A 21,473-nucleotide genomic window follows, 5' to 3' on the forward strand; every position below is an offset into this window, starting at 1 on the left:
GCCCCGGTCGGCCCTCGTCGGGGCCGGCCGGGGCACCGCCCCTCAGCCGGTCAGCGTCAGCCGGTCAGCGCAGGTCGAAGCGGTCGAGGTTCATCACCTTGTCCCACGCCGCCACGAAGTCCCGGACGAACTTCTCGTCGGCGTCCGCGGACGCGTAGACCTCGGCGAGGGCGCGCAGCTGGGAGTTGGAGCCGAAGACGAGGTCGACGGCGGTGGCCGTCCACTTCACCTCGCCCGTCGCGTGGTCACGCCCCTCGAAGACGTTCGCCTCCGTTTGCGAGGCCTTCCACTGGGTGCCCATGTCGAGCAGGTTGACGAAGAAGTCCGTGGTCAGCGCCTCCGGACGCTGCGTGAGGACTCCGTGCGCCAGGCCCCGGTGGCCGGTGTTCAGCACGCGCATGCCGCCGATCAGGACCGTCATCTCGGGGGCGGTGAGCGTCAGCAGGTTCGCCCGGTCGAGCAGCAGGGTCTCCGGGGAGAGCTTCTCGCCGTGCCGGAGGTAGTTGCGGAAGCCGTCCGCGCGCGGTTCGAGGACCGCGAACGACTCGACGTCGGTCTGCTCCTGCGAGGCGTCGGTGCGGCCCGGCGCGAACGGGACCGTCACGGTGTGCCCGGCGTTGCGGGCGGCCCGCTCGACGGCGGCACAGCCGCCCAGCACGATCAGGTCCGCGAGCGAGACCTTCGTGCCGTCGGACCGGGCGGCGTTGAAGTCCCGCTGGATCTCCTCCAGCTTGCGCACGGTGCCGGCGACCTCGGGGAGGTTGTTGGCGTCCCAGTCCTTCTGCGGTGCCAGGCGCAGGCGGGCGCCGTTGGCCCCGCCGCGCATGTCGGTGCCGCGGAAGCTGGCCGCTGCCGCCCACGCCGTGGTGACCAGCTGACCGATGCCCAGGCCGGAGTCGAGGATCCGCTCCTTGAGGGCCGCGACGTCCTGCTCGGTGACGAGTGCGTGGTCGACGTCGGGGACCGGGTCCTGCCACAGCTGGGGTGCGGGCACCCACGGGCCGAGGTAGCGGGTGACGGGGCCCATGTCGCGGTGCAGCAGCTTGTACCAGGCCTTCGCGAACGCCTCGGCGAGCTGCTCGGGGTGCTCGTGGAAGCGCCGGCAGATCGGCTCGTACACCGGGTCCTGGCGCAGCGCGAGGTCGGTGGTCAGCATCATCGGGGCGTGTCGGCGGGCCGGGTCGTGGGCGTCGGGCACGGCGTCCTGGGCGGCGGGGTCGGTGGGCTTCCACTGCTTGGCCCCGGCGGGGCTGGTGGTCAGCTCCCACTCGTAGCCGAACAGGTTGTCGAGGTAGCCGTTGTCCCAGGTGGTCGGCGCGGTCGTCCAGGCGCCCTCCAGGCCGCTGGTGAGGGCGTTGGCGCCCGAGCCGCTGCCGTGGGTGTTGTGCCAGCCGAGGCCCTGCTCCTCCAGCGGGGCGGCCTCCGGCTCGGGCCCGAGGTACGACGGGTCGACGGCGCCGTGGCATTTGCCGAAGGTGTGGCCGCCGATGATGAGTGCGGCGGTCTCCTCGTCGTTCATGGCCATCCGCCCGAAGGTCTCCCGGATGTCCCGGGCGGCGGCCAGCGGGTCCGGATTGCCGTTGGGGCCCTCCGGGTTCACGTAGATCAGGCCCATCTGCACGGCACCGAACGGGTTGGCCAGATCCCGTTCGCCGCTGTAGCGCTCGTCGCCGAGCCAGGTGTCCTCGGGGCCCCAGAAGACCTCCTCGGGCTCCCAGATGTCCGGGCGTCCGAAGGCGAAGCCGAACGTCCGGAACCCCATGGACTCCATGGCGCAGTTCCCGGCGAAGACCAGCAGGTCGGCCCAGGAGATCTTCTGCCCGTACTTCTGCTTGACCGGCCAGAGCAGCCGCCGTGCCTTGTCCAGGCTCGCGTTGTCCGGCCAGCTGTTGAGCGGCGCGAACCGCTGGGCGCCGCTGCCTCCGCCGCCCCGGCCGTCCGCGGTGCGGTAGGTCCCGGCGGCGTGCCAGCTCATCCGGATGAACAGCGGCCCGTAGTGCCCGTAGTCGGCGGGCCACCAGTCCTGCGAGTCGGTCATCAGCGCGATGACGTCCCGCTTCAGCGCCTCCACGTCCAGGCCGGTGAACGCGGCCGCGTAGTCGAAGTCCTCGCCCAGCGGGCTGGAGCGGGGTCCGTGCTGGTCCAGCACCTGCAGGTCCAGCCGGTCGGGCCACCAGTCCCGGTTCGACCGGGGGCGGCCCGTCACGGGGGTGGGGGAGGGAATCGCCGGGTTCTCACTCTCGCTGCCGGACACGTCCGCCCCTTTCATGGATCAGTCGGTCATGTCAACCCTTTCGCCCGTATGCTCCCCCACCCCGGACTCCAGCTGCGGGAGGAACACGCACAACGCCGCCACCCGCGATGTCGAGGAGCCAGGCCCGGTCGATGCGCAGGATCACGCCGCGTCCGCCGCGCCGGCGGGCGGTGCGGGCGCACGGTGGAGGCACCGTGCGCCCGCCGGGGCGGGTCAGTCGATGGCGTCGAGGACCTCGCCGAGGTCGACGAACTTGAAGCCGGTCGCTTCGCGGTCGCCGTCGCCGGGGGTCTCCTTGCCGTCCTGGACGACGAGCAGGCCGTGGGGGTAGCGGGTGCCGAGGGGGGCGTTGAGGGCGGCGGCCCCGTCGCAGACCTCGGAGCCGTCGAGGGCGGTGGAGGCGGCGGTGATGCGGAAGGCGCCCTCGTACTCGTTGTCGTCGTCGCGCTCGCGGTCGTAGGCGACGAAGGTGTCGTCGCCCTGGCTGGAGGCGAGGAGGTAGCCGTCGCCGTCCGGTTCGGTGACCAGGGTCAGGCCCTCGACGTCGGCGCTGAGGCGCTTGCCGCCGTAGCCGGGGTCGGCGCCGGGGGTGCACTCCTCGGTCTGCTCGTCGTAGGTGCCGGGGACGCCGTACTCGCGGACCTTGTCGATCAGCTTCGGCGTGCCGGTGAGGCCCGCGTCGATGCGCCAGATGCCGACGTCCTCCTGGCCCGCGTACAGGGTGCCGTCGGCGGGGTCGACGACCATGCCCTCGACCTGGGGCAGTTCGCCCGGCTCGGCGCAGGGCGTCCAGGTGGTGCCGTTGGGCAGGCGGAAGGAGGAGGGGAGGTCGATCGTGCGCACCTGGCGGTAGTCGACGGTGCCGGCCGGGGTGGCGAGCAGTTCGAGCAGCGCGACCCGGGTGCGGTTGCGCTGGCTGACCAGGGCGTAGGTCCGGCCGGTCTTGCGGTCGGTCCAGGTGGCGAGGCCGTACGTGGTCTTCTGGTCGTTGATCTCGGCCTGGTCGGCGGAGAACACGGGCCGCACGCCCGGGTCCGTCACGTCGGTGAGCGGGCCGCCGGGCTTGTCCCGGTCGATGCGGTAGATCCGCAGCCGGTCGTTGCCGCGGTCGCTGACCACGGCGACGTCGGCGCGGCCCCCGGCCAGGCGCAGGCCGTGGAGGAGGTCGACGTTGTTGAAGCGGCCGGGTGCGTCGTCGGCGCCCGGTCCGGCGGGGGCGGGGATCGACTGGACCTGGCGGGCGTCCAGGTCGTAGACCCGCAGGCCGCCCTGTTTGGCGGTGGCGACGACCAGGCTGCGGCCGGGGTCGGCGGCGTTGCGCCAGATCGCCGGGTCGTCCGCGTTGGCGTCGCCGCCGGCCTCGTCGTCGAACAGCGGCGCGGTCTCGGCGGTGGGCCGGATGCCGGTGATCCCGGAGGCCTCGGCCGGGAGGGCGAAGGAGGTCGCGAGTGCCGTACAGAGGACGATGGCGGACGTGCGAGCAGCCAGACGTAGCGTCATGTTTCTTCCTTGGTGAGGGAATTGCCCTGAAGGGAAGACCCTGCCGCCGAAGGTTGACCTGCCCACGACGAGCTGTCGACCAACGGCTGAACTCGTCGCGAAGCCCTCAAGGGACGGGCGGACCGCGAGCCGCGAGCTTGCCCTGCGCGGGGCGGGCGGTGCCGCGCCCCGACGCACTGCGCTGGTCCGGATGCCAGCGTGGGGATGCGGCCGACGGGACGCGCGGCAAGGTTGGGGGGATGGACATCGTTGTCGTACTGGAACTCGATACGCCGAGCAACGTCCGGGTCCTGCAGCCCGACCACACGCCGGCGGACCCCGACAACCCGGTGCGCCGCGCGCACACCGCGCCCGCGGAATCCTCGGGCGCCTGCGGGCCCCGCACCCTCTGCGGCCTGGACACCTCCGACATGACCCTCGCCCCGTACCGGGCCGTCGGCGGTCGGCCGCGCTGGCACACCTGCAGCACCTGCCAGGCCTCCACGGCGAAGGCCGCACCCGTCGCCCGCGAGCCGGCCGCCCCGGAATCCCCCGAGCAGGACGCGCCGCCCCCGGAGACGACCGCGGAGGAGTCCTCGCAGACGCCCGACACCTGAGTGCGCCCGGCACCTGGGCGCGCCCGGCGCCCGAGCCGAGCGCGCGCCGTGGGCGCCCGCCGCCGACCGCCGGGGCGCGGACCTCCCCGACCACCTCCACCGGCAGCCGGGAGGACGCCGCGCGCCGGGCCGTCGGCTCGTGCCGCACGGGCCGGGCGGAGCGGGTTTGGGAGGTCCGTGGCCGCGCAGGCGCCCGGTGGGCGCCGTCTCCCTGTGCCGGCGGGTGGCGGCGCCTCCCGGCCCAGTCCCGCGTGCGGCCGGCCCGCCGGGCGGCGACGCTGGCGGTAGGACGTGAAAGGGGCCCGTGATGGCCAGACCCGTATGGACCGGCGTGCTGACCTTCGGCTTGGTCACCGTGCCCGTCGCCCTGTACACCGCCACCTCCAGCCACAACGTGCGCTTCCACCAGCTGGAGCGCGGCACCTCCGACCGGGTGCGCAACAAGCGGGTCAACGAGCGCACCGGCAAGGAGGTGGAGTTCGGCGAGATCGTGAAGGGCTACGAGGTCGCCGAGGGCGAGTACGTGATCGTGGAGCCGGACGAACTGGAGCAGATCTCCCCCGGCCGCTCCCGCACCATCGACATCGCCGGTTTCGTCGACCTCGAACAGGTCGACCCGATCTTCTTCGACAAGACGTACTACCTCGGCCCCAAGAGCAAGGAGTACGCGAAGGTCTACAGCCTGCTCGTCGAGGCCCTCCAGCACTCCGGCAAGACGGGGCTCGCGATGTTCGCCATGCGCGGGCGCGAGTACCTCACCGCCGTACGCTCCGAGGCCGGGCTGCTGGAACTGCACACCATGCACTTCGCCGACGAGGTCCGCGATCCGCACACCGAGGTCGACAACCTGCCCGAGGAGGTCAAGCTGACCGCCCAGGAGGTCAAGACCGCCGAGCAGCTCATCGGGATGCTCGCCGTCGACTGGGACCCCGACCAGTGGCACGACACCTACGAGGACCAGGTCAGGAAGCTCATCGAGGACAAGCTCGCCGGCCGGCAGGTCGCCGTCTCCACCGGCCCCGAACCCGAGGCCACCAACGTCATCGACCTCATGGACGCCCTGCGCCGCTCCCTCGAAAGCGCCGGCAAGTCCCCCGAGGACGAGGCCCCGGCCGAGAAGGCCCGCGCGGCGAAACCGTCGCCCGGCCGCACCACCCGCTCGCCGAAGACCGCGGGAGGCAGGAAGACCACCTCCGCCAAGGCCCAGGCCGGCACGAAGGGCTCGGCGAAGAAGCGCGTCAGCGCGACCGGCAAGCAGCAGCTCGACAAGCTCACCAAGGCCGAGCTCTACAAGCGCGCCAGCGACCTGGACGTCCAGGGCCGGTCCGCCATGACCCGCGACGAACTCCAGGCCGCCCTCGAACAGGCCGCCCGCCCGCACCGCGCCGCCTCCTGACAGCGGCCGCGGCGCGGCCGCGGCGCACCTGCGGCGGCGGGCGCGGCCCGCCTCCCGCCGAGCGGGCCCGAACCACCGCTGCCGCCGTACGCACCGCTCGGCGCACCGCCCGACGACGCGCCCGACACGCCGCCGCGGCGCGACCCGCTGAGCGTCCCGCGTCCCGAATCCTTGGTGCACTACCTTTCTGCCGTGCAGTCAGGCCGCGGCCGAGCCCGCTGCGGTGTCCCCACGAGGGCTTGCACCCCACCTCGCAGAAGGCCACGTGATGACCACTCAGATCCCCACCACGATCGACGCGGTGATCTCCGGCATGGAGCAGATCGACGCCGAACTCGACCCCCGCGACGGCGTGGCCTGCTTCAACCGCGTCTACCTGAAGGTCACCAAGCTCATCAAGGACCACGTCACCGCCGGCACCTTCAAGGACAACGCCTTCCTGGAGCGGATGGACGTCATCTTCGCCGGGCTGTACCTGCGCAACGCCGAGGCCGCCAGGGCCCGCCGCCCGGTCGACCCGTCCTGGCAGCCGCTCTTCGCCGCCCGCGGGAACTGGGTCATCTGGCCGATCCAGTTCGCCCTGGCCGGGATGAACGCCCACATCAACCACGACCTCGCCCTCGCGGTCGTCGAGACCTGCAAGGAACGGAACACCACCCCCGACACCCTGCCGGTCCACGACGACTACGAGAAGGTCAACGACCTGCTCGCCGGTGTCGAGGCCGAGATCCGCGCCGACTTCGAACTGCAGGTGGTGAAGCTCGCCACGGGACCCGCCGAGACCCTCAAGCACGCGGTGTCCGCCTTCAGCATCTCCTCGGCCCGCGAGACCGCCTGGATCAACGCCACGCTGCTCTGGGACGCGCGCAACAACCCGGTCAAGTACGGGCTCCAGCTCACCGCCATCACCGCGGGGGTGAACTCCAGCAGCCAGCTGATCGTCGTCCCGGTCGTCCCGCCGCCAACCGCGTAGTACCACACCTCCGCTGTTCCCCGCCGTGGCCGACCGACGCCGGCCACGGCGGGCGCGTCCCCGCGCCGGGCGGACCGCGACCGGTTGCGGCCCCCGGCCCCCGCGGGGTCGGGAGTCGGGGGCCGGGGACGTGCCCGCGTCCGGCGCGTGATCTGCGGGAACGCACACGGACCGGACGGTGCGGGCCCCGACGGCGGGGAGGCGGCGGCCGTGTCCGACAATGGGGCCGGCCCGTGCGCACACGCACGGGCTGGGGGCGCGCCGTCGGGCGCGGGAACGGGGAGGGTGACGGGATGCCGGTGCGCGCGGTGGGACGCGGCGCGGTCGCGGGAGTGGCCGTGGGGCTGGTCGTGGTGCTGGCGGCGGGGTGCGGTTCCCGCAGCGCCTCGGACACGGGGTCGGACACGGGGTCGGGGACGGGGACGGGGACGGGGACGCAGGGCGGCACGGCTGCGGCGCGGGTGCCGAGCGCGGCCCCCGCCACCACCCGGCCCGGGCCCGCCGAACTGCTCGCGCAGCACGACGCGAGCTTCCCGGACGTGGCGGCCCGTTGCACGGGTGTCGGGGCCACGGCGCTGCCGCCGCCGTCGGTCCCGGCCGGGGTGCCGGCCGACCCGATGGCGCAGAAGTACGCCGAGAACAACGCCTTCAAGCAGGCCCGCGCCCTGCAGGCCGACGAGAAGTGCCGCGGTGACGCCCATGCGGCGCGCCTGGCCGCCGCGCTGAAGGCCACCGGGCGCAGCGGCGCCGCGCTGGGCGAGGCCGGGTTGAAGGCCGAACTCGACCGCCTGGGCTACCCGTCGCAGAGCGCCAGGACGTACGGCTCCGCCACGACGGTGGGCTTCTCCCTGTGGATCCCCGGGCCGGGCCCCTGCCTGACCGGGACGTCGACCACCGAGACCGTGGTGCGGGCCCACGGCCCGTACCTGGAGGGCGGCTGCACCGAGCCGCGGGGCGGGCACTGACCGGCCGCCCCGCCGGGTCGTCGCGCAGCGGCTCGGTGCCCCTCGCCGGTGGCGGTCACGGGGCCTCCGGGGCGGGTGCACCGGGCGGACGGAGGGACAGCCGCCAGACCTGGGTCCCCCCGGTGTCGGCCGGGTCGGGGCCGTCGGCGGGGCGGCGGCCGTGGCGGGTGAAGCCGGCGCGGGCCGCGACGGCGCCGCTGGCGCGGTTGGCGATCTCGTGGACCACCTCGACGTACTCGACGCCGGGGAGCCGGGCGGCCTGGTCGACCAGCGCGCGTACGGCCCGGGTCGCCACGCCGCGGCCGGTGGCGGCCGGGTGCAGCCAGTAGCCGATCTCGCAGCCGCCGTCCGGGCCGCCCTCCCGTCGGAACAGCTGGCAGGCCCCGACGATGCCCGCGCCGAGGACGACGGCGTAGGTGAACTCCCGCCCGCACTCCCAGCCCTCCTCGCGCTTGTCCAGGAACGCGGCGGTGCTGGCGCGGCTGTGGTCGACCGCCCAGGGCATCCACGGGCTCAGGTGCTCCCGCGCCTCCTCGATGACCCGGTACAGCTCGGGGAGGTCTGCCTCCCGCCGGAATCGGCGCAGCGTCACGTCGCCCAGTTCGATCACGTGCTGTGGAAGGTCCATGGTCGGAGGATCGCGCGCGGCCGGCGTTGCGGGCAACGGGGCCTCGGGGCCTGCGGGTGCCTCCGGCGGCTGCGCCATACGGGAACCGGGCGGAATCCGGGCGGGAACCGGGCAGGTTGTCCCGGTGGGGACGGGACCAGGACGGGGCCAGGACCTCATGCGGCCCGCACCCCGGGGCGACCAGAGTGGGGAGCAGCCGATCGGTTCAACACCCCGCACCGACCATGGAGTTCACCATGCCAGGCACAACCGTCAAGACAGCGACGGCCCTCGGGCTGACGGCCGTCCTCGGCATCGCCACCCTCACCGTCGCGGCGCTGCGATCCTCCGGGACCCGTCCCGCATCCACCCCGTCGCCGGCCCGTTGCCCGAACTGGCCGAACTGCGACCTCGCCAAGGCCGCCGAGGAACCCAGGTGCCCGAACTGGCCCAACTGCGGCTGACTCCGTCGGCACGGGCCGCTCCCGCGGCGCCGCCGCTCGACGAGACTCCGCTGCCCCACCGGCCCCGACGCGCCCCGCGCGTCGGGGCTCACCCCTGCTCCCCGGGCGTCCAGGGCAGCACCGCGTACACCCGGGTCCCGGGGTCGAGCGCCCCGACCGTACAGCTGCCGCCGATCTCGGCGGCCCGTTCGCTCATCGACCGCAGGCCCACGCCGGGGTGCTCGGGGGGCCCGGCGAAGCCGAGCCCGTCGTCGTCGACGGTGAGCACCAGCCGCCCGTCCTGCGCGGCGACGGCGACCCGGGCGTGGCCGGCGTGGGCGTGGCGCACCACGTTGTTGAGGGCCTCGGCCGCGATCCGGTAGACGGCGACCTCGATGGCCGCGGGGAGCGCCGGGAGGGCTTCGGGCGTCAGCCGGACGGTGACGGCCAGGCGGCGCGAGCTGAAGGTCTCGCCCAGGTTGCGCAGCGCCCCGGACAGGCCGTGCTGGCCGAGGGCCGCCGGGCCGAGCCGGCCGGTGATCTGCCGGACCTCCTTGACGGCCAGGTCCAGCTGGTCGGAGAGGGTGGCCAGGGTCGCGCTCACCGTCTCCTCCCGGACCGGCATCGCGGCGGCGTTCTCGACCCGCAGGCGCAGGCCCGCGAGCAGGGGGCCCAGCCCGTCGTGGATGTCCCTGCGGAGCTGGCGCCGCTCCTCCTCCCGGGCTGCCACGATCTGGCCCCGGCTGGCCCGCAGGTCCTCCAGCAGGTGCAGCGAGGCGACGGTGGGTGCGGCCTGGTCGGCGAGCGAGCCGAGGACGTCGGTGTCCCGCTGGTCCAGCTCCGACTGCCCGGTCCGCAGGCCCACCGTGAGCCGGCCGATCTCCTCGCCGCGGTGGACCAGGGGGAAGCCCTGGCCGTCCGCCGGTGCGCCGACGGCGGCGAGGGTCCGCTCGCCGGCCCGGGTGCGGACCGTCAACCGGACCCCGGGCAGCCGGAGTTCCTCCGCCACGGTGGTGCAGAGCGTCGTGGGGACGTCCTGCGGGTCGACCACCTGGCCGACCCGGACGGCCAGCGTGCGGAGCACCCGGTACGGGTGTGCCCGGTTGCCGTAGTAGAGCCGGTCGACGAGGCCGACCGCCCACCGGGTGGCTCTCGGCAGGACGGCCGACAGCGCGAGGAGGCCGGCCAGCAGCAGCAGCGCCTGCAGGCCGCGCCAGGGGAAGAGCAGTCCCGAGAGGACGGCGGCGAGCAGGACGAACGCCACGGTCAGACCCGCGGCCACCAGCAGCCCGACCAGCACCCGGCGGGCCGCCCGGTCGAGCCGCCAGGAGCCGTCCCGGATCACCAGCAGGACCAGCACCGCACTCCACAGCGCGGAGGCCGCCACGAACAGCCACCGTGCCGCCGTGGGGCTCGGGTACGCCTGGGCGAGCGCCGTCTGGGCGCCGGCCCACAGCAGGTAGGAGCCGAGCAGGAGCAGGACGGTCCGGCGCCGCCCGGGCTCGGCGCGCCGGGTGCGGACCAGCAGCACTACGACCGCCAGGGCGACCAGGGCGTAGGAGGTGGCGAGTTGGGCGTCCCGCCAGCGCTCGATGAAGTCGCCCACCGCGTCCGCGAGCCAGGTCCCGTGGAAGGGGTTGGCCCGGCCGAAGACCGTCGGCCGGGAGAACAGGTAGCAGTCCAGGGGCAGCCGCCAGAGCGCCAGCGCACCGATGACCAGCCACCACGCGCGGTGCGGCAGCCGTCCCTCGGGCAGCCAGAGCGGCAGGGTGACGAACAGGGTCCCGAAGACCAGGAAGCCCGCCGACTGGAGCACCACCACCACGGCCACCGCCGCCGGGTCGGACACCTCCACCCAGAGCGGAGCGGCCGCCGCCCGGGGCACGATCACTCCCAGTGCGCATGCCAGCAGCACCCACCCCAGCTGGTTCCCGGGGCGGTGCGCGTGCAGCAGCACTCCCCCGGCCGCGGCCGCCAGCGCGTACCCCAGCACCACCAGTTGGTCGGCGGAGACCCCGGCGCCGGGTTCGCCGTGATGGATCAGCAGGTACCCGGCCCACAGTCCCGCCGCGGCCAGGCACAGCACCGCGCAGGCGCCCGCCAGGGTCAGCCGCGCCTGCGCGGAGGCCGGCTGCCACCGCAGCCGCGGCCCGGAACCCACCCATGTCACGGAGATCATGTCGTTCCCTCTCCACCGGTCTGACGGCAGTCTTCCGCGCCTGCCGTCCCGGCCGCCTGAGGCAGCGGTCCCGTTGCCGGAGTCCCTCCGAACGTCGTCGCGGGTCGGCGGGCCGGCGGGCAGGCGGGCCAGCGGGCAGGCGGACACCGTGGACAGCCGGGGGTCGCCGAGGGTCGGGCGGGCGTGGCGCCGGGGGTCGCCGAGGGTCGGGCGGGGGCCGCCGTGACGCACCCGCCGCCGCTGTGCCGGAACGAGCCGCTCACAGCGCCGGTGATATTGTCCGTCGATCGACAACTACGGTCCCGCATGCTCTCCGGGAGCACCGCCGACAGCACGTCGCGGCTTGGTGCAGCGGCGCTGAGCTGGGAGACTCCGCAGGGATCTCCGTCCGGGTCCTCGGTGGTCCCGTTGTCCCGCGAACGGCAACGCCCACCGACGCCCCCGGCTCCGGACGGGGGCCGGTTGCGGTGCACCGACAGGAACCACGGGAGGGCAGGCCATGACGCGCGGACACGCCAGGGCCATCGGCGATGTCGTGGCCGGGCGGTTCGAGCTCAGGGAACGCCTCGGCGCCGGCGGCATGGGCACCGTCTGGCGGGCCCACGACCCGGCACTGGAACGCGACGTCGCGCTCAAGGAGATGCGGTCGAGCGGCCACGACGATCCTGAACGGTCCGCCCACATGCGTGAGCGCGCGCTGCGCGAGGCCAAGGCCCTGGCCAGGATCAACCACCCCGGCGCGGTGGCCATCTACGAGGTCGTCGACGACCGGCCCTACCCCTGGCTGGTCATGGAGTTCGTCGACGGCACCCCGCTGGACGCGCTGCTGCGCAGCGGCGCGCTGACACCCGTCCGGGCCGCCCGCATCGGCCTGGACGTGCTCGCCGCCCTGCGTGCCGCCCACGCCGCGGGAATCCTGCACCGCGACGTCAAGCCCGCGAACGTGCTCATCCGCCCGGACGGCAGCGCCGTCCTCACCGACTTCGGCATCGCCGCCCTCCAGGGGTCCCACACCCTCACCGCCACGGGCGACCTCATCGGCTCCCCCGAGTACATCGCCCCCGAGCTCATCCGCCGCACGGAAACCGAAGCCGGCCCCGCCAGCGACCTGTGGTCGCTCGGCGTACTGCTGTACACCTGCGTCGAGGGCACCAACCCGATGCGGCGCGACTCCGTCTGGGAGGTCCTCGTCGCCGTCTGCGACGAGCCCGTACCGCCACCGCTGCGCGCCGGCCCGCTCGCCCCCGTCATCACCGCCCTGCTCACCCGGGACCCGGACCTGCGGCCGGACGCCGACGAGACCGCCGGGGCGCTCTCCGCCGTCCGGGACGGTCTGCCGACCCTCGTGGAGACCGGACCGCGCGAGGGCGTCGGCGCACCCGTCGTCGGGGACGGCGAACCGACCCGCCTGCTGCCTCCGCACACGGCCGCCGCCGACCCCGCCGGGCACCCCGCGGACACCGCCGTCGAGCCGGCCCCGGCCGCCGTACGGGCTCCGCTGCGCAAGCGGCGCCTGCCGAAGGTTCTCGCCGCCGTCGTCGCACTCGCCGCCGCCGGCGCGGGCGTCTGGGTGGCCCTGCCCGGGCCGGGCACCGGTGCCACCGGCGCCGAGCACCCCACCGCTCCGGCCGGTACGGCGTCCGGCAGCCCCACGCCGACAGCATCGGCAGCGGGCCTGTGGATCGCCCAGCTCTCGGCGATGTCCCACAGCACCGACCAGGCCGCCCGGGACAAGGAACTGCTCGCCGTCCAGAAGCAGATCCCCGGCGCCAGGCTCCTCAACAGCAACGACTGGAAGTCCCTCAACCCGGGCTACTGGGTGATCTACACCACCGGCGACTTCACGGACGGCGAGAGCGCCCTCGCCTTCTGCACCCGGTACGGGCGCAGCAAGTGCGTCGGCCGCTACCTCAGCCAGGACGCCACCGACAGCCGGTTCGTCTGCCAGCCCGGGACGGTCCCCGGACAGCCCGCCAGCCGCGAGGGCTGCCACCGCCCCTGACCGCGAGGCGTACGACCGCACCCACGACGGGGTGTTCACCGCCGTCGGTGGGCAGGCCGGCCGCGAACTCGCCGCAGGTCGCCGGTCACCTGGCCGGGGCCGAGATGCAGCAGGCGGGCCGCACCCGCCGCCACGAGGACGGGGACGAGTAGGCCGGTCCGGAGCACTCGCCGAAGGGCGCGTCCAGCGGGCGCGCCCTTCGGGGTGAGCGGGCGTGCCACCGGGGGTACGCCCGGGTGTCGCTGACGCGTACGCGGCGACCACCGCCGCAGCGTGGGTGGTACCCATCCTCCGGTCCCCCGAAAGGAACCCACCCGTGCACGTACCGCAACGCCGCCGGCTCGCCAGGGCACTGCTGGTGCCGGCGCTCGCCACCCTCCTGGCCGCGCCCCTGCTGCCCGGAGGCCCGCAGAGCGCCCGGGCCGACAGCAGGGACATCCGCCCCGACGCCACCGGCACCGCCTTCGCCTGGGGCGACAACCACTTCGGCCAACTCGGCGACGGCACCACCGCGGGCTTCAGCACCGTCCCCGGCCGCGTCTGCGCCACCGCACCCTGCACCGGGCCGCTCCAGGACGTCGTCTCCGTCGCCACGAGCGGAGGCCACAGCCTCGCCCTGCGCACCGACGGCACCGTCGTCGCCTGGGGCGACAACTTCCACGGCCAGCTCGGCGACGGCACCACCGTCCAGCGCAACACCCCCGTCCGGGTCTGCGACGTCGGACAGTCGGCGCCCTGCACCTCCTTCCTCGGCAACGTGGTGGCCCTCTCCACCGGCGGACTCCACAACCTGGCGCTGAAGGCCGACGGCACGGTCGTCGCCTGGGGCTTCAACGTCTTCGGCGAACTCGGCAACGGCACCCCGACCAGCCCCGACGTCACCATCCCGGTGACCGTCTGCGCCCCGTTCAACTGTGCCCTCCCGCTGGACGGGATCGTCGCCGTCGCGGCGGGCGGCGCCCACAGCACGGCGCTGAAGTCCGACGGCACCGTCCTGACCTGGGGCGCCAACTACGTCGGCCAGCTCGGCGACGGCACCACCACCGACCGCAACACCCCGGTGTTCGCCTGTGCCCCGGGCGAGACCGCCCCCTGCTCGGACCGGCTGGACGGCATCACCTCCCTCGCCGCCGGCGGCCAGCACAGCCTCGCCCTGCACACCGACGGCACCGTCGTAGCCTGGGGCGACAACTTCCGCGGCCAGCTCGGCGACGGCACCACCACCCTCAGCACCACCCCCGCCCTGGTCTGCGACATCGGCACCTGCGCGACCCAGCTGAGCGGCATCACCGCCATCGCCGCCGGCTCCGAGTACAGCATGGCCCTGCACTCCGGCGGCTTCGTCCGCTCCTGGGGCAGCAACCTCCGCGGCGAACTCGGCGACGGCACCAACACCGACCGCAGCCTGCCCGTACGGGTCTGCGCCCCCGGCTTCACCGCCCCCTGCCCCTCGCACCTGTCCGGGATCACCGCCATCGCGGCCGGCGGCCACAGCCAGGCCCTGCGCACCGACGGCACCCTCCGCGCCTGGGGCAGCAACTCCTCGGGCCGCCTCGGCGACGGCACCACCACCGACCGCAACACCCCGGTGGGCGTCTGCGCCCCGGGCCAGAGCGCGCCCTGCACCCGCCTCCTGGACGGCGTCACCACCGCCGTACCCGCCCTCGCCCTCAGCCGGCCCGCGGCCGACGTCGCCGTGGCCGTCACCGCCGCACCCGAGCCGATCGCCAACAACGCCCAGCTCACCTACACCGTGACGGTGCGCAACCACGGCCCGGCCGCCGCCCAGGGCGTCGTGCTGACCGACAAGCTCCCCGGCGCCGCACGCTTCGTCAGCGCCGGCACGTCCACCGGCACCTGCACCACCCCGCCCGTCGGCACCTCCGACACCGTGACCTGCGCCCTCGGCACACTCGCCGCCGGGGCCACCGCAACGGTCACCGTCACCGTCCGGGTGGTCTCCGCCGCCGGCCGGGAGATCACCAACCCCGTCGCGGCCACCAGCACCACCACCGACCCCCGCCCCGACAACAACTCCGCAGCCATCACCACACCGATCAGCTGAACCCCACCCCCTCCCGCCGCGGACGGCGCGGTGCACCCACCGTCCGCGGCCCGGGCCGGATGGCACCGAACGCGGCGCGATGATTTCTGAGCAAGCGTCAGCTCAGCGCCAATCAAAGAGAGTTGGTTGATTCACGTGCGTCGACTCGGAAGCGGCGGGCGCGGTCGCCGAACTCGCCGGCACTCCCCGGCTGTCGGTATCCCGGCCGAACCGACGGGGCACCGCCGGGTGGTCGGCGCGCCGGCTGCCTGCACGGTCGCGCAGGCACGGGGTGCACCACCGTACGGGGCTTGTGTGTTCTCGCGGGCCGATATTTCCGCAATTCGCCGTACGTCCTGCCCGGTGAGCCGTACATTCGCTGCTACGACTGATGCAAGACGACGCTGGGAGTGGTTGTGGGAAACGAGAACACCTTCGGCACGGACAGCGGTGTGGCCTCGACGATCGCCCTGTTGGAGGCGCAACTTCCCGCGGTGCGGGAGCGGTTGCGCAGGGCGGAGGCGGAACTCGCCGGCGTCACCGCGGAGCAGGACGCCATCGTCAAGGCGCTCGACGGGCTGCGGCTGCTGTCGGACACCCCCGTCGACGGCGGGGACCGGACGGAGGTCGCCGAACTGCCGTCCGCTCCGGCGGTGGAGGCGGAGGTGGTGACCGTCGCGGAGGCCGCAGTGGTCGCGGAGGCCGCGGAAGCCCTGGAGACGCCGGAGGCCGCACCGACCGTCGAGGCCACGGAGGTCGTGGCGTCGGCCGAGGCGGCAACCGAGCCGGTCGAGCCGCCGGCTGCGCCCGCCGCCGAGGAGACTGCGACCGCGAAGACCCCGGCCGCGGCCGCAGGGAAGAAGCCGGCGAAGAAGGCCCCCGCGAAGAAGGCCCCGGCCAAGCAGGCGGCCGCGACGAAGAAGGCGGCTGCGGCGAAGAAGGCCGCACCCGCCCGGGGCACGCGGGTTCCGGTGCCCGCCGCGCGGAAGGCCGCCAAGAAGGCGGCGGTGCAGGACGCCCCGTCCGGTGCCGCGGCCAAGCGCGTGCCCGCGGTCGCGAAGCCCGCGGTCGCCAAGTCCACGGTCGCCAAGTCCACGGTCGCGAAGCCCGCTGCGAAGCCGGCCGTGCAGCCGGAGCCGGCCGGCGAGAAGCCCCCCGTGAAGGCGGCGGTGCCCGCGCAGGGTCGGCGGCGGGTCGCGGACGCCGACAGCGTCCTGGGGGTGCTCTCCCGGGCCGAGGGTCCGCTGCGTGCCCGCGAGGTGGCCGGACTGCTGGGTCTGGACGCCCTGGAGGGGAACGTCAACGCGATCCGCACCCGGCTGGAGCGGCTCGCCAAGGACGGCCGGGCGCAGCGCCCGGGACGCGGCCTCTACACGGTCGCGGCCGGGCAGCCGAGCACCGCGGAATGACGTGTCGACGCCCGGGGTCGCTCCCGGGCGCCGGCGCTCCGCACACCTCTGCGGGCCTTCCCACCGGGTGGGAGGGCCCGCAGTCGGTCGGGGGGTTCGGGCCCCCGCGCACGTTCAGCCGGTGTGGAGGACCCGGAAGCGCTCGGGTTGCGCCGGGTCGCGGTCGACGACCTGGACCGGCGGCCACACCCACTGCCACACGCCGCTGCCCGGGGTGCGGGAGAACCGGATCGGCCCGCGGGTGCCCTCGACGGCCGTCTTCGGCCAGAACCCGGCCGAGCGCGGCCGGCCGCCGCCGTACGTGCGCAGCACCTCGGTGAGGACGGCGATCGTGTCGTAGCCCTCGAAGGCGACGAAGGAGGGCGGCTGCGCCAACTGCTCGTGCAGGGCCGCTTCGACCCGCGCACCGTGCGGGCCCAGGTGTTCGGGCAGGTAGCGCAGGAACGGGACGGCTGCCCCGTCGTGGCCGAGCAGCGCCGACCAGGCGGGGAGCTCCGGCTGTCCGGCGGGGGCGCCGATCAGGAGGCCGGCCAGGCGTCGGTCGCGGCGGACGGCGCGGACGATCGGCACGGCCGGCTCCGGGTGGCCGACGAGGAGGAGGAGTGCGGTCGCGCCGTGGTCGGCGAGTTCGTCGCACACGGCAGCGGGGTCGAGTGCGGCCGTGTCGAGTTCGACGACGCTGCCGCCGTGCGCGGCGAGGTGCTCGCGCAGGATGCGCGTCCCGGACGCCCAGTAGACGCTCGGCTGCGTCGCCACGGCGATGCGGTGGTGGCCGGCGCCGAGGAGGAAGTCCGCGTAGGTCCGCCAGCCGTGCGACTGGGCCGGGGGCAGGCGCGCGACCCAGTCGGTCGGCCGGTCGGTGAGGGCGTCGAGGACGGCGGACGAGCAGAGGAAGGGCAGGCCGAGGGTGTCAGCCCGGTCGGCGGCCGCGCGGGCGACGACGCTGTGGTACTCGCCCGCCAGCGCGGCCACCCCCAGCCCGGCGAGTTCGTCGACGGCTGCCGCGGCCTTCTGCGGGTCGGCCGCGGTGTCGCGGACGACCAGCTCGATCGGCCGTCCGGCGATTCCTCCGGCGTCGTTGACCTCGCGGGCGGCCAGCTCGCACCCGGCGAGCAGGTGGCGGCCGGCCTCGGTCCAACCGGGCGGGGTCAGCGGGACGAGGACGCCGATCAACACGGACGGCCCGTCGGGGCGTCCGGCTCCGGTGGGTGCCGGGAGCGTGGTCATGCGCCTGCCCCTTCCGTGCGGCGGCTCGCCTGCCGCACACCCGGACCGCACGGTGGCACGGCCCGGGCGTACGGGTTCGTCTCGTCGTCCCGCCGTGGCGGACGCAGCTGGGTGACCATGCGGCACATTGCATACACCCCCGGCGCCGCTCGGCAAGTGAATATGCATCCGCCGGGCCGGCCGCCGACTCGCGCGAACGTGGCGGGAGTGGCCTCGCGAGTGCCCCGGACCGCGCCCCGGCTCAGCTCGCGGCTTCGTGCCGTCCGTCGAGGAGGGCCAGGTCCTCGGGGGTCAGGCGCAGGGCTCCGGCGGCGATGTTCTCGGCGAGGTGGGCCGGGCTGGTGGTGCCGGGAATGGCCAGCACGTGCGGGCCGCGGTGGAGGGTCCAGGCGAGGCGGATCTGGGCCGGTGTGGCACCGTGGGCGCCGGCGACCGCGCGGACGCGGGCGTCCTGCTCCTGGGCCGCGGCCGCCTCGCGCTGCCGGCCGGCGACGGCGAAGAAGGGCACGAAGGCGATGCCCAGCTCGCGGCACAGGTCGACCAGGCCGTTCTCGTCGGCATCCCGCAGGTCAAGGCCGTAGGGGTTCTGCACGCAGACCACGGGGGCGACGGCCCTGGCCTCGGCCACCTGCTCGGGACTGACGTTGGAGAGTCCGAGCTGCCGCACCAGGCCCGCGTCCCGCAGGTCCGCGAGGGCACCGAAGTGTTCGGCGATCGACGCCGTTCCGGGGCCGTTGTGGCGCAGGTTGACCACGTCCAGGTGGTCGCGGCCGAGCTGGCGCAGGTTCTCCTCGACCTGGCCGCGCAGCTGGTCGGGACGGGCGGCGTACCACCCGCCGGAGGGGTCGCGCCCCGGTCCGACCTTGGTCGCCACGACCACGTCGCCGCTCCAGGACGCCAGCGCCCGGTTGACGAGTTCGTTCGCGGAGCGCAGCGGCGAGAAGTAGAACGCGGCGGTGTCGACGTGGTTGACGCCCTGTTCGAACGCCTGGTGCAGCAGGCGGACGGCGGCGGCGCGGTCGATCGGGGCGCCGTCCGAGTTCCCCCTCATGCCGTTGCCGGTCAGCCGGAGCGTGCCGTAGCCGACGCGGTTGACCTCCAGGTCGCCGAGCTTCCAGGTCCCTGCTTCTGCCGCTGCAGTCATCGTGCTCCTTCATCTGACGGTTGATCGGGTTCTGGAGTATGGGGCGGCGGCGGGCTGGTGCGACAGGTCGCCGGGCGGAGCGAAGGATCACATCCGGATCGGGAACGAACCGCCCTTCCCCGGGCGTTCGACCTGCTGAGACCTGCTCGACCGGAAGCAACGGGACGGGCCGGCCTCGGCCGTTCGAGTGCCTTCCGATCGTCTCGTGCGCGGGTGACGCCCGGCGGGGGTATGCCGCTTCCGCACAGGACCACCCCCGGGATGCCAGGAGAGCAGCGTGTACGCAGCAGTACGGCGGTACGAAGGTGTCACCGATCCTGCGGAGGCAGGACGCCGAGTGGCCGACGGGTTCGTCCCGCTCCTCCGGGGGGTGCCCGGCTTCGTGGCCTACTACTTCCTCGACGCCGGGGGCGGGGTGATGGTCTCCACCAGCGTCTTCGAGGACCGGACGGGCGCCGAGCAGTCGATCGAGCGGGCGGCGGACTTCGTGCGGGACCACCTCGCGGAACTGCTCCCCAACCCTCCCCAGGTCACGGCCGGCCCGGTCGCGGCGGCGGGGTAGCCGCCTCCGCGGCGACCGGCTCCGGCCCTCCGGTCGGCACGGGAATCCCCGCCCCGCCCGCACGCGCCGCCGGCCCTGCGTTCGCCGCAGGGTCGGCGCCGTCGTGCCCGCGGCCTGCCGACCAGGGCCGGGGTCGCGGTCGGGCCGGGGTCGCGGTCGGGCCGGGGTCGGGGTGGGGCTCAGCGGTGGCGGCCTGCGCGCTCGGCCGCCTCCGCGACGGGGGTGGCCGACTTGTGCAGCGGAACGGGGGTGGCGTTCAGCGACGCCACGAAGGACGCCAACTCGGCCCGCTCGGCGGTGTCGAGGCCGTTCTTGACGACCGCGGTGAAGGTGCACCGGTTGATGTACAGCAGGAGGAACTCCGGGGTGTCCACGACCTTGTGGTACTGCCCCCAGTCGATCTCGGTGGACACGCCCGGACGCCGGATCCGCACGGACTCCTCGGTCAGCTCCACCTCGGTCGTGCCCGTGATCTTCGCGAGCGCCGCCCGGGCCGCCCGGTGGGTGCCGAGGGTCAGCTGGTGGAAGAGGTAGCCCGTCATCGCCATCCCGACGGCCGCGACCGGCAGGTTCTCCGACAGCACGAGCTCCAGCACGGCGGCAACGGGCAGCAGGGCCGTGCACACCCACGCCAACTGTCGGCGTGGACGGTGCCCCAGCCGCGTGGCCCGCAGCAACTCCTCGAACGAGATCCGGTACGACGTGCTGATGTTCATAGTGCCCCCCATGGTCGTCAGTGCAGGTCAGGACTGTAGTCGGCCGGTTCCCGCCGCGTGCGGGCGGGTCGGCACCCGGTGGATTCCGTCGCGGCAACGGCCGCGCCGCCCGCGGGTCGGTGGCGCGGCCCCGGAGGCGCCGGGGAACGGAACGGGGCGCGGTGGTACGGAGGTTGGCCGGGCCCACGGGCGGAAAAGATCTTGCCGGGAGTCTGCACGGATCGTCCGGTGCCCGCTCTTACTCCATGCAAGGCACGCCGGACGAAGGGAAACCGACACACCGATGGCTACCACTGCAGGTCGCGCGGGACGCGACGACGTCGACGCGGCCTCCCCCCGCAGCGGGCCCCGGGAAAGCACCGCAGCGACCGACCGGCCGCACACCGACGGACCCACGAAGGCCGAGCTCGGCGAGATCTACTCCCGCATCCAGCCGCTGGTCCGCAGCAGCGGACTCGGCGTCCAGGAGCGCCAGGACGTCACCCAGGAAACCGTGTTGGCCGTCTTCGCGCACTGGCGGGAACTGGACTGCCCGCTCGCGTACGCGTTCACCACCGCGCGCCGGGCGATGCACCGGCTGTACCGGGACCGGAACCGCCAGATCCCGGTGGGCGGGTTCTTCGAGCGCCCCGGAATGTGGAGCGAGCGGTACGCCGAACTCGACCTGCCGCTGGAGCGCTCGCAGCTCCTGGCCGAGGCACTCAAGGTCTGCGACGAGTACCTCACCCCGGCTCAGCGCACGGTGTTCCAGCTGGTGTTCGTCTACGGCATGGGGCGCGCCGAGGCGGCCGAGGCGATGGGTGTCCAGCCGGCCACCGTGAACTCCCACATCCGCGACGCCCAGGCGAGGTTCCGGCCCCACCTGGGCGAACTCGACCGCAGACTGCGCCCGCACTAGGCCCTGTCCGTGCGAGGTGCGCCCGTACGAGGTGTGTCTGTACGAGGTGCCCGTCCAGGGCGTGCGGCCCGTACCCGGCCGCGCGCCCGAGTCGGGTCCCTGAAGGGCAGGGACCAGTGCCCCCGGGCGGGGCACGGGAAGGAAGAAGGATCGATGAACCGAACGGAGCACAGGGCCGGGCCCCTGATCGACCACCTGCTCGACGCCGAGCGCGCGGTGGTGCAGCGCGACATCGCCGGCGCCGAATGGGAGGACCTGTACGACCGCGTCCTGGCCGCCGCGGCGGACCTCCTCCCCGAGGAGGTCGACGCCGTCGCGCCGGCCGCCGCGATCGGCTAGGCCCTGCCCGGCGGACGCGGTGATCGGGCTCGCTCGCTGCGCAGAACCACCCTCGTCCGCCGTCTGCCCCGGGAGGGCGACGGCGGTCCTGCCGAGCGCCGTTCCGGGGGGAATGCGCTCGTCCGCCTCAGGGTGGGGCCCTCAGTGGGCGCCGGCCCGCACGCGCCGGGCCGGTGGCGGCCATCGCACCGCGCGACAGTCCCCTGCCCGGGGGCGCGG

Annotated in this window: 18 protein-coding genes; 11 read left to right on the forward strand and 7 right to left on the reverse strand. The window is 74.4% G+C overall.

Annotation, left to right across the window (positions count from 1 at the left end; genetic code table 11):
* Positions 1-64 precede the first annotated feature (64 nt).
* Positions 65-2,269 (reverse strand): catalase/peroxidase HPI, encoded by a 2,205-nt coding sequence (gene katG / locus ACWGB8_RS31135; RefSeq protein ID WP_452216957.1) that lies wholly within the window; start codon positions 2,267-2,269, stop codon positions 65-67.
* A 198-nt stretch (positions 2,270-2,467) separates the two neighbouring features.
* Positions 2,468-3,754 (reverse strand): phytase, encoded by a 1,287-nt coding sequence (locus ACWGB8_RS31140; RefSeq protein ID WP_452216958.1) that lies wholly within the window; start codon positions 3,752-3,754, stop codon positions 2,468-2,470.
* Positions 3,755-3,993: 239 nt separating this feature from the next.
* On the opposite strand from ACWGB8_RS31140, the gene ACWGB8_RS31145 reads away from it, so the two are divergent.
* The 4 genes from ACWGB8_RS31145 (at position 3,994) to ACWGB8_RS31160 (ending at position 7,684) form a co-directional block, all read left to right on the forward strand.
* Positions 3,994-4,350 (forward strand): hypothetical protein, encoded by a 357-nt coding sequence (locus ACWGB8_RS31145; protein WP_452216959.1) that lies wholly within the window; start codon positions 3,994-3,996, stop codon positions 4,348-4,350.
* 307 nt (positions 4,351-4,657) lie between these two features.
* Positions 4,658-5,746, forward strand: coding sequence for a non-homologous end joining protein Ku (gene ku, locus ACWGB8_RS31150; protein ID WP_452216960.1), 1,089 nt, complete (start codon positions 4,658-4,660; stop codon positions 5,744-5,746).
* Positions 5,747-6,014: 268 nt separating this feature from the next.
* Complete coding sequence (locus tag ACWGB8_RS31155) at positions 6,015-6,719, forward strand: DUF5995 family protein (protein ID WP_452216961.1); 705 nt, start codon at positions 6,015-6,017, stop codon at positions 6,717-6,719.
* A 293-nt stretch (positions 6,720-7,012) separates the two neighbouring features.
* Complete coding sequence (locus tag ACWGB8_RS31160; protein ID WP_452216962.1) at positions 7,013-7,684, forward strand: hypothetical protein; 672 nt, start codon at positions 7,013-7,015, stop codon at positions 7,682-7,684.
* A gap of 55 nt (positions 7,685-7,739) precedes the next feature.
* Here ACWGB8_RS31160 and ACWGB8_RS31165 read toward each other — a convergent pair whose 3' ends face one another.
* A complete protein-coding gene (locus ACWGB8_RS31165; protein WP_452216963.1) occupies positions 7,740-8,312 on the reverse strand; it encodes a GNAT family N-acetyltransferase in 573 nt (190 codons plus the stop codon).
* Between the two features lie 236 nt (positions 8,313-8,548).
* Here ACWGB8_RS31165 and ACWGB8_RS31170 point away from each other — a divergent pair, with 236 nt between their 5' ends.
* On the forward strand, positions 8,549-8,755 hold the full coding sequence (locus ACWGB8_RS31170) for a hypothetical protein (protein WP_452216964.1): 207 nt from the start codon (positions 8,549-8,551) through the stop codon (positions 8,753-8,755).
* An 88-nt stretch (positions 8,756-8,843) separates the two neighbouring features.
* Here the strand turns inward: ACWGB8_RS31170 and ACWGB8_RS31175 are convergent, their stop codons facing one another.
* Positions 8,844-10,913, reverse strand: a complete 2,070-nt coding sequence (locus ACWGB8_RS31175; protein ID WP_452216965.1) for a sensor histidine kinase — start codon at positions 10,911-10,913, stop codon at positions 8,844-8,846.
* Between the two features lie 499 nt (positions 10,914-11,412).
* On the opposite strand from ACWGB8_RS31175, the gene ACWGB8_RS31180 reads away from it, so the two are divergent.
* From ACWGB8_RS31180 to ACWGB8_RS31190, 3 genes are all read left to right on the forward strand, one after another.
* Complete coding sequence (locus ACWGB8_RS31180) at positions 11,413-12,915, forward strand: serine/threonine-protein kinase (protein WP_452216966.1); 1,503 nt, start codon at positions 11,413-11,415, stop codon at positions 12,913-12,915.
* Between the two features lie 316 nt (positions 12,916-13,231).
* Entirely contained in the window at positions 13,232-14,980 is a 1,749-nt protein-coding gene (locus ACWGB8_RS31185) for an RCC1 domain-containing protein (RefSeq protein ID WP_452216967.1), read from the forward strand.
* A gap of 395 nt (positions 14,981-15,375) precedes the next feature.
* Positions 15,376-16,368 carry a hypothetical protein gene (locus tag ACWGB8_RS31190; RefSeq protein WP_452216968.1) on the forward strand — a complete coding sequence of 331 codons (993 nt, stop codon included), beginning with the start codon at positions 15,376-15,378 and terminating at the stop codon, positions 16,366-16,368.
* A gap of 114 nt (positions 16,369-16,482) precedes the next feature.
* Here the strand turns inward: ACWGB8_RS31190 and ACWGB8_RS31195 are convergent, their stop codons facing one another.
* Together ACWGB8_RS31195 and ACWGB8_RS31200 are read right to left on the reverse strand one after the other, a co-directional pair.
* Positions 16,483-17,595 (reverse strand): ABC transporter substrate-binding protein, encoded by a 1,113-nt coding sequence (locus tag ACWGB8_RS31195; RefSeq protein WP_452216969.1) that lies wholly within the window; start codon positions 17,593-17,595, stop codon positions 16,483-16,485.
* A 241-nt stretch (positions 17,596-17,836) separates the two neighbouring features.
* Positions 17,837-18,739 carry an aldo/keto reductase gene (locus ACWGB8_RS31200; RefSeq protein WP_452216970.1) on the reverse strand — a complete coding sequence of 301 codons (903 nt, stop codon included), beginning with the start codon at positions 18,737-18,739 and terminating at the stop codon, positions 17,837-17,839.
* A 337-nt stretch (positions 18,740-19,076) separates the two neighbouring features.
* On the opposite strand from ACWGB8_RS31200, the gene ACWGB8_RS31205 reads away from it, so the two are divergent.
* Complete coding sequence (locus ACWGB8_RS31205; protein ID WP_452216971.1) at positions 19,077-19,301, forward strand: hypothetical protein; 225 nt, start codon at positions 19,077-19,079, stop codon at positions 19,299-19,301.
* 179 nt (positions 19,302-19,480) lie between these two features.
* Here ACWGB8_RS31205 and ACWGB8_RS31210 read toward each other — a convergent pair whose 3' ends face one another.
* Positions 19,481-20,017, reverse strand: coding sequence for a YcxB family protein (locus tag ACWGB8_RS31210; RefSeq protein WP_452216972.1), 537 nt, complete (start codon positions 20,015-20,017; stop codon positions 19,481-19,483).
* Positions 20,018-20,300: 283 nt separating this feature from the next.
* On the opposite strand from ACWGB8_RS31210, the gene ACWGB8_RS31215 reads away from it, so the two are divergent.
* Complete coding sequence (locus ACWGB8_RS31215) at positions 20,301-20,915, forward strand: RNA polymerase sigma factor (RefSeq protein WP_452216973.1); 615 nt, start codon at positions 20,301-20,303, stop codon at positions 20,913-20,915.
* Between the two features lie 153 nt (positions 20,916-21,068).
* Entirely contained in the window at positions 21,069-21,254 is a 186-nt protein-coding gene (locus tag ACWGB8_RS31220) for a hypothetical protein (RefSeq protein WP_452216974.1), read from the forward strand.
* The last annotated feature ends 219 nt before the right edge of the window (positions 21,255-21,473 follow it).

The organism is Kitasatospora sp. NPDC054939 (genome assembly GCF_053610105.1).

Bases quoted from the DNA above. Each gene is read 5' to 3' on its own strand.
- ACWGB8_RS31170 (WP_452216964.1), top strand. From the start codon at position 8,549: ATGCCAGGCACAACCGTCAAGACAGCGACGGCCCTCGGGCTGACGGCC.
- ACWGB8_RS31210 (WP_452216972.1), bottom strand. From the start codon at position 20,017: ATGAACATCAGCACGTCGTACCGGATCTCGTTCGAGGAGTTGCTGCGG.
- ACWGB8_RS31180 (WP_452216966.1), top strand. From the start codon at position 11,413: ATGACGCGCGGACACGCCAGGGCCATCGGCGATGTCGTGGCCGGGCGG.
- ACWGB8_RS31155 (WP_452216961.1), top strand. From the start codon at position 6,015: ATGACCACTCAGATCCCCACCACGATCGACGCGGTGATCTCCGGCATG.
- ACWGB8_RS31195 (WP_452216969.1), bottom strand. From the start codon at position 17,595: ATGACCACGCTCCCGGCACCCACCGGAGCCGGACGCCCCGACGGGCCG.
- ACWGB8_RS31165 (WP_452216963.1), bottom strand. From the start codon at position 8,312: ATGGACCTTCCACAGCACGTGATCGAACTGGGCGACGTGACGCTGCGC.
- ACWGB8_RS31175 (WP_452216965.1), bottom strand. From the start codon at position 10,913: ATGATCTCCGTGACATGGGTGGGTTCCGGGCCGCGGCTGCGGTGGCAG.
- ACWGB8_RS31215 (WP_452216973.1), top strand. From the start codon at position 20,301: ATGGCTACCACTGCAGGTCGCGCGGGACGCGACGACGTCGACGCGGCC.
- ku (WP_452216960.1), top strand. From the start codon at position 4,658: ATGGCCAGACCCGTATGGACCGGCGTGCTGACCTTCGGCTTGGTCACC.
- ACWGB8_RS31140 (WP_452216958.1), bottom strand. From the start codon at position 3,754: ATGACGCTACGTCTGGCTGCTCGCACGTCCGCCATCGTCCTCTGTACG.
- ACWGB8_RS31200 (WP_452216970.1), bottom strand. From the start codon at position 18,739: ATGACTGCAGCGGCAGAAGCAGGGACCTGGAAGCTCGGCGACCTGGAG.
- ACWGB8_RS31145 (WP_452216959.1), top strand. From the start codon at position 3,994: ATGGACATCGTTGTCGTACTGGAACTCGATACGCCGAGCAACGTCCGG.
- ACWGB8_RS31220 (WP_452216974.1), top strand. From the start codon at position 21,069: ATGAACCGAACGGAGCACAGGGCCGGGCCCCTGATCGACCACCTGCTC.
- katG (WP_452216957.1), bottom strand. From the start codon at position 2,269: ATGAAAGGGGCGGACGTGTCCGGCAGCGAGAGTGAGAACCCGGCGATT.
- ACWGB8_RS31160 (WP_452216962.1), top strand. From the start codon at position 7,013: ATGCCGGTGCGCGCGGTGGGACGCGGCGCGGTCGCGGGAGTGGCCGTG.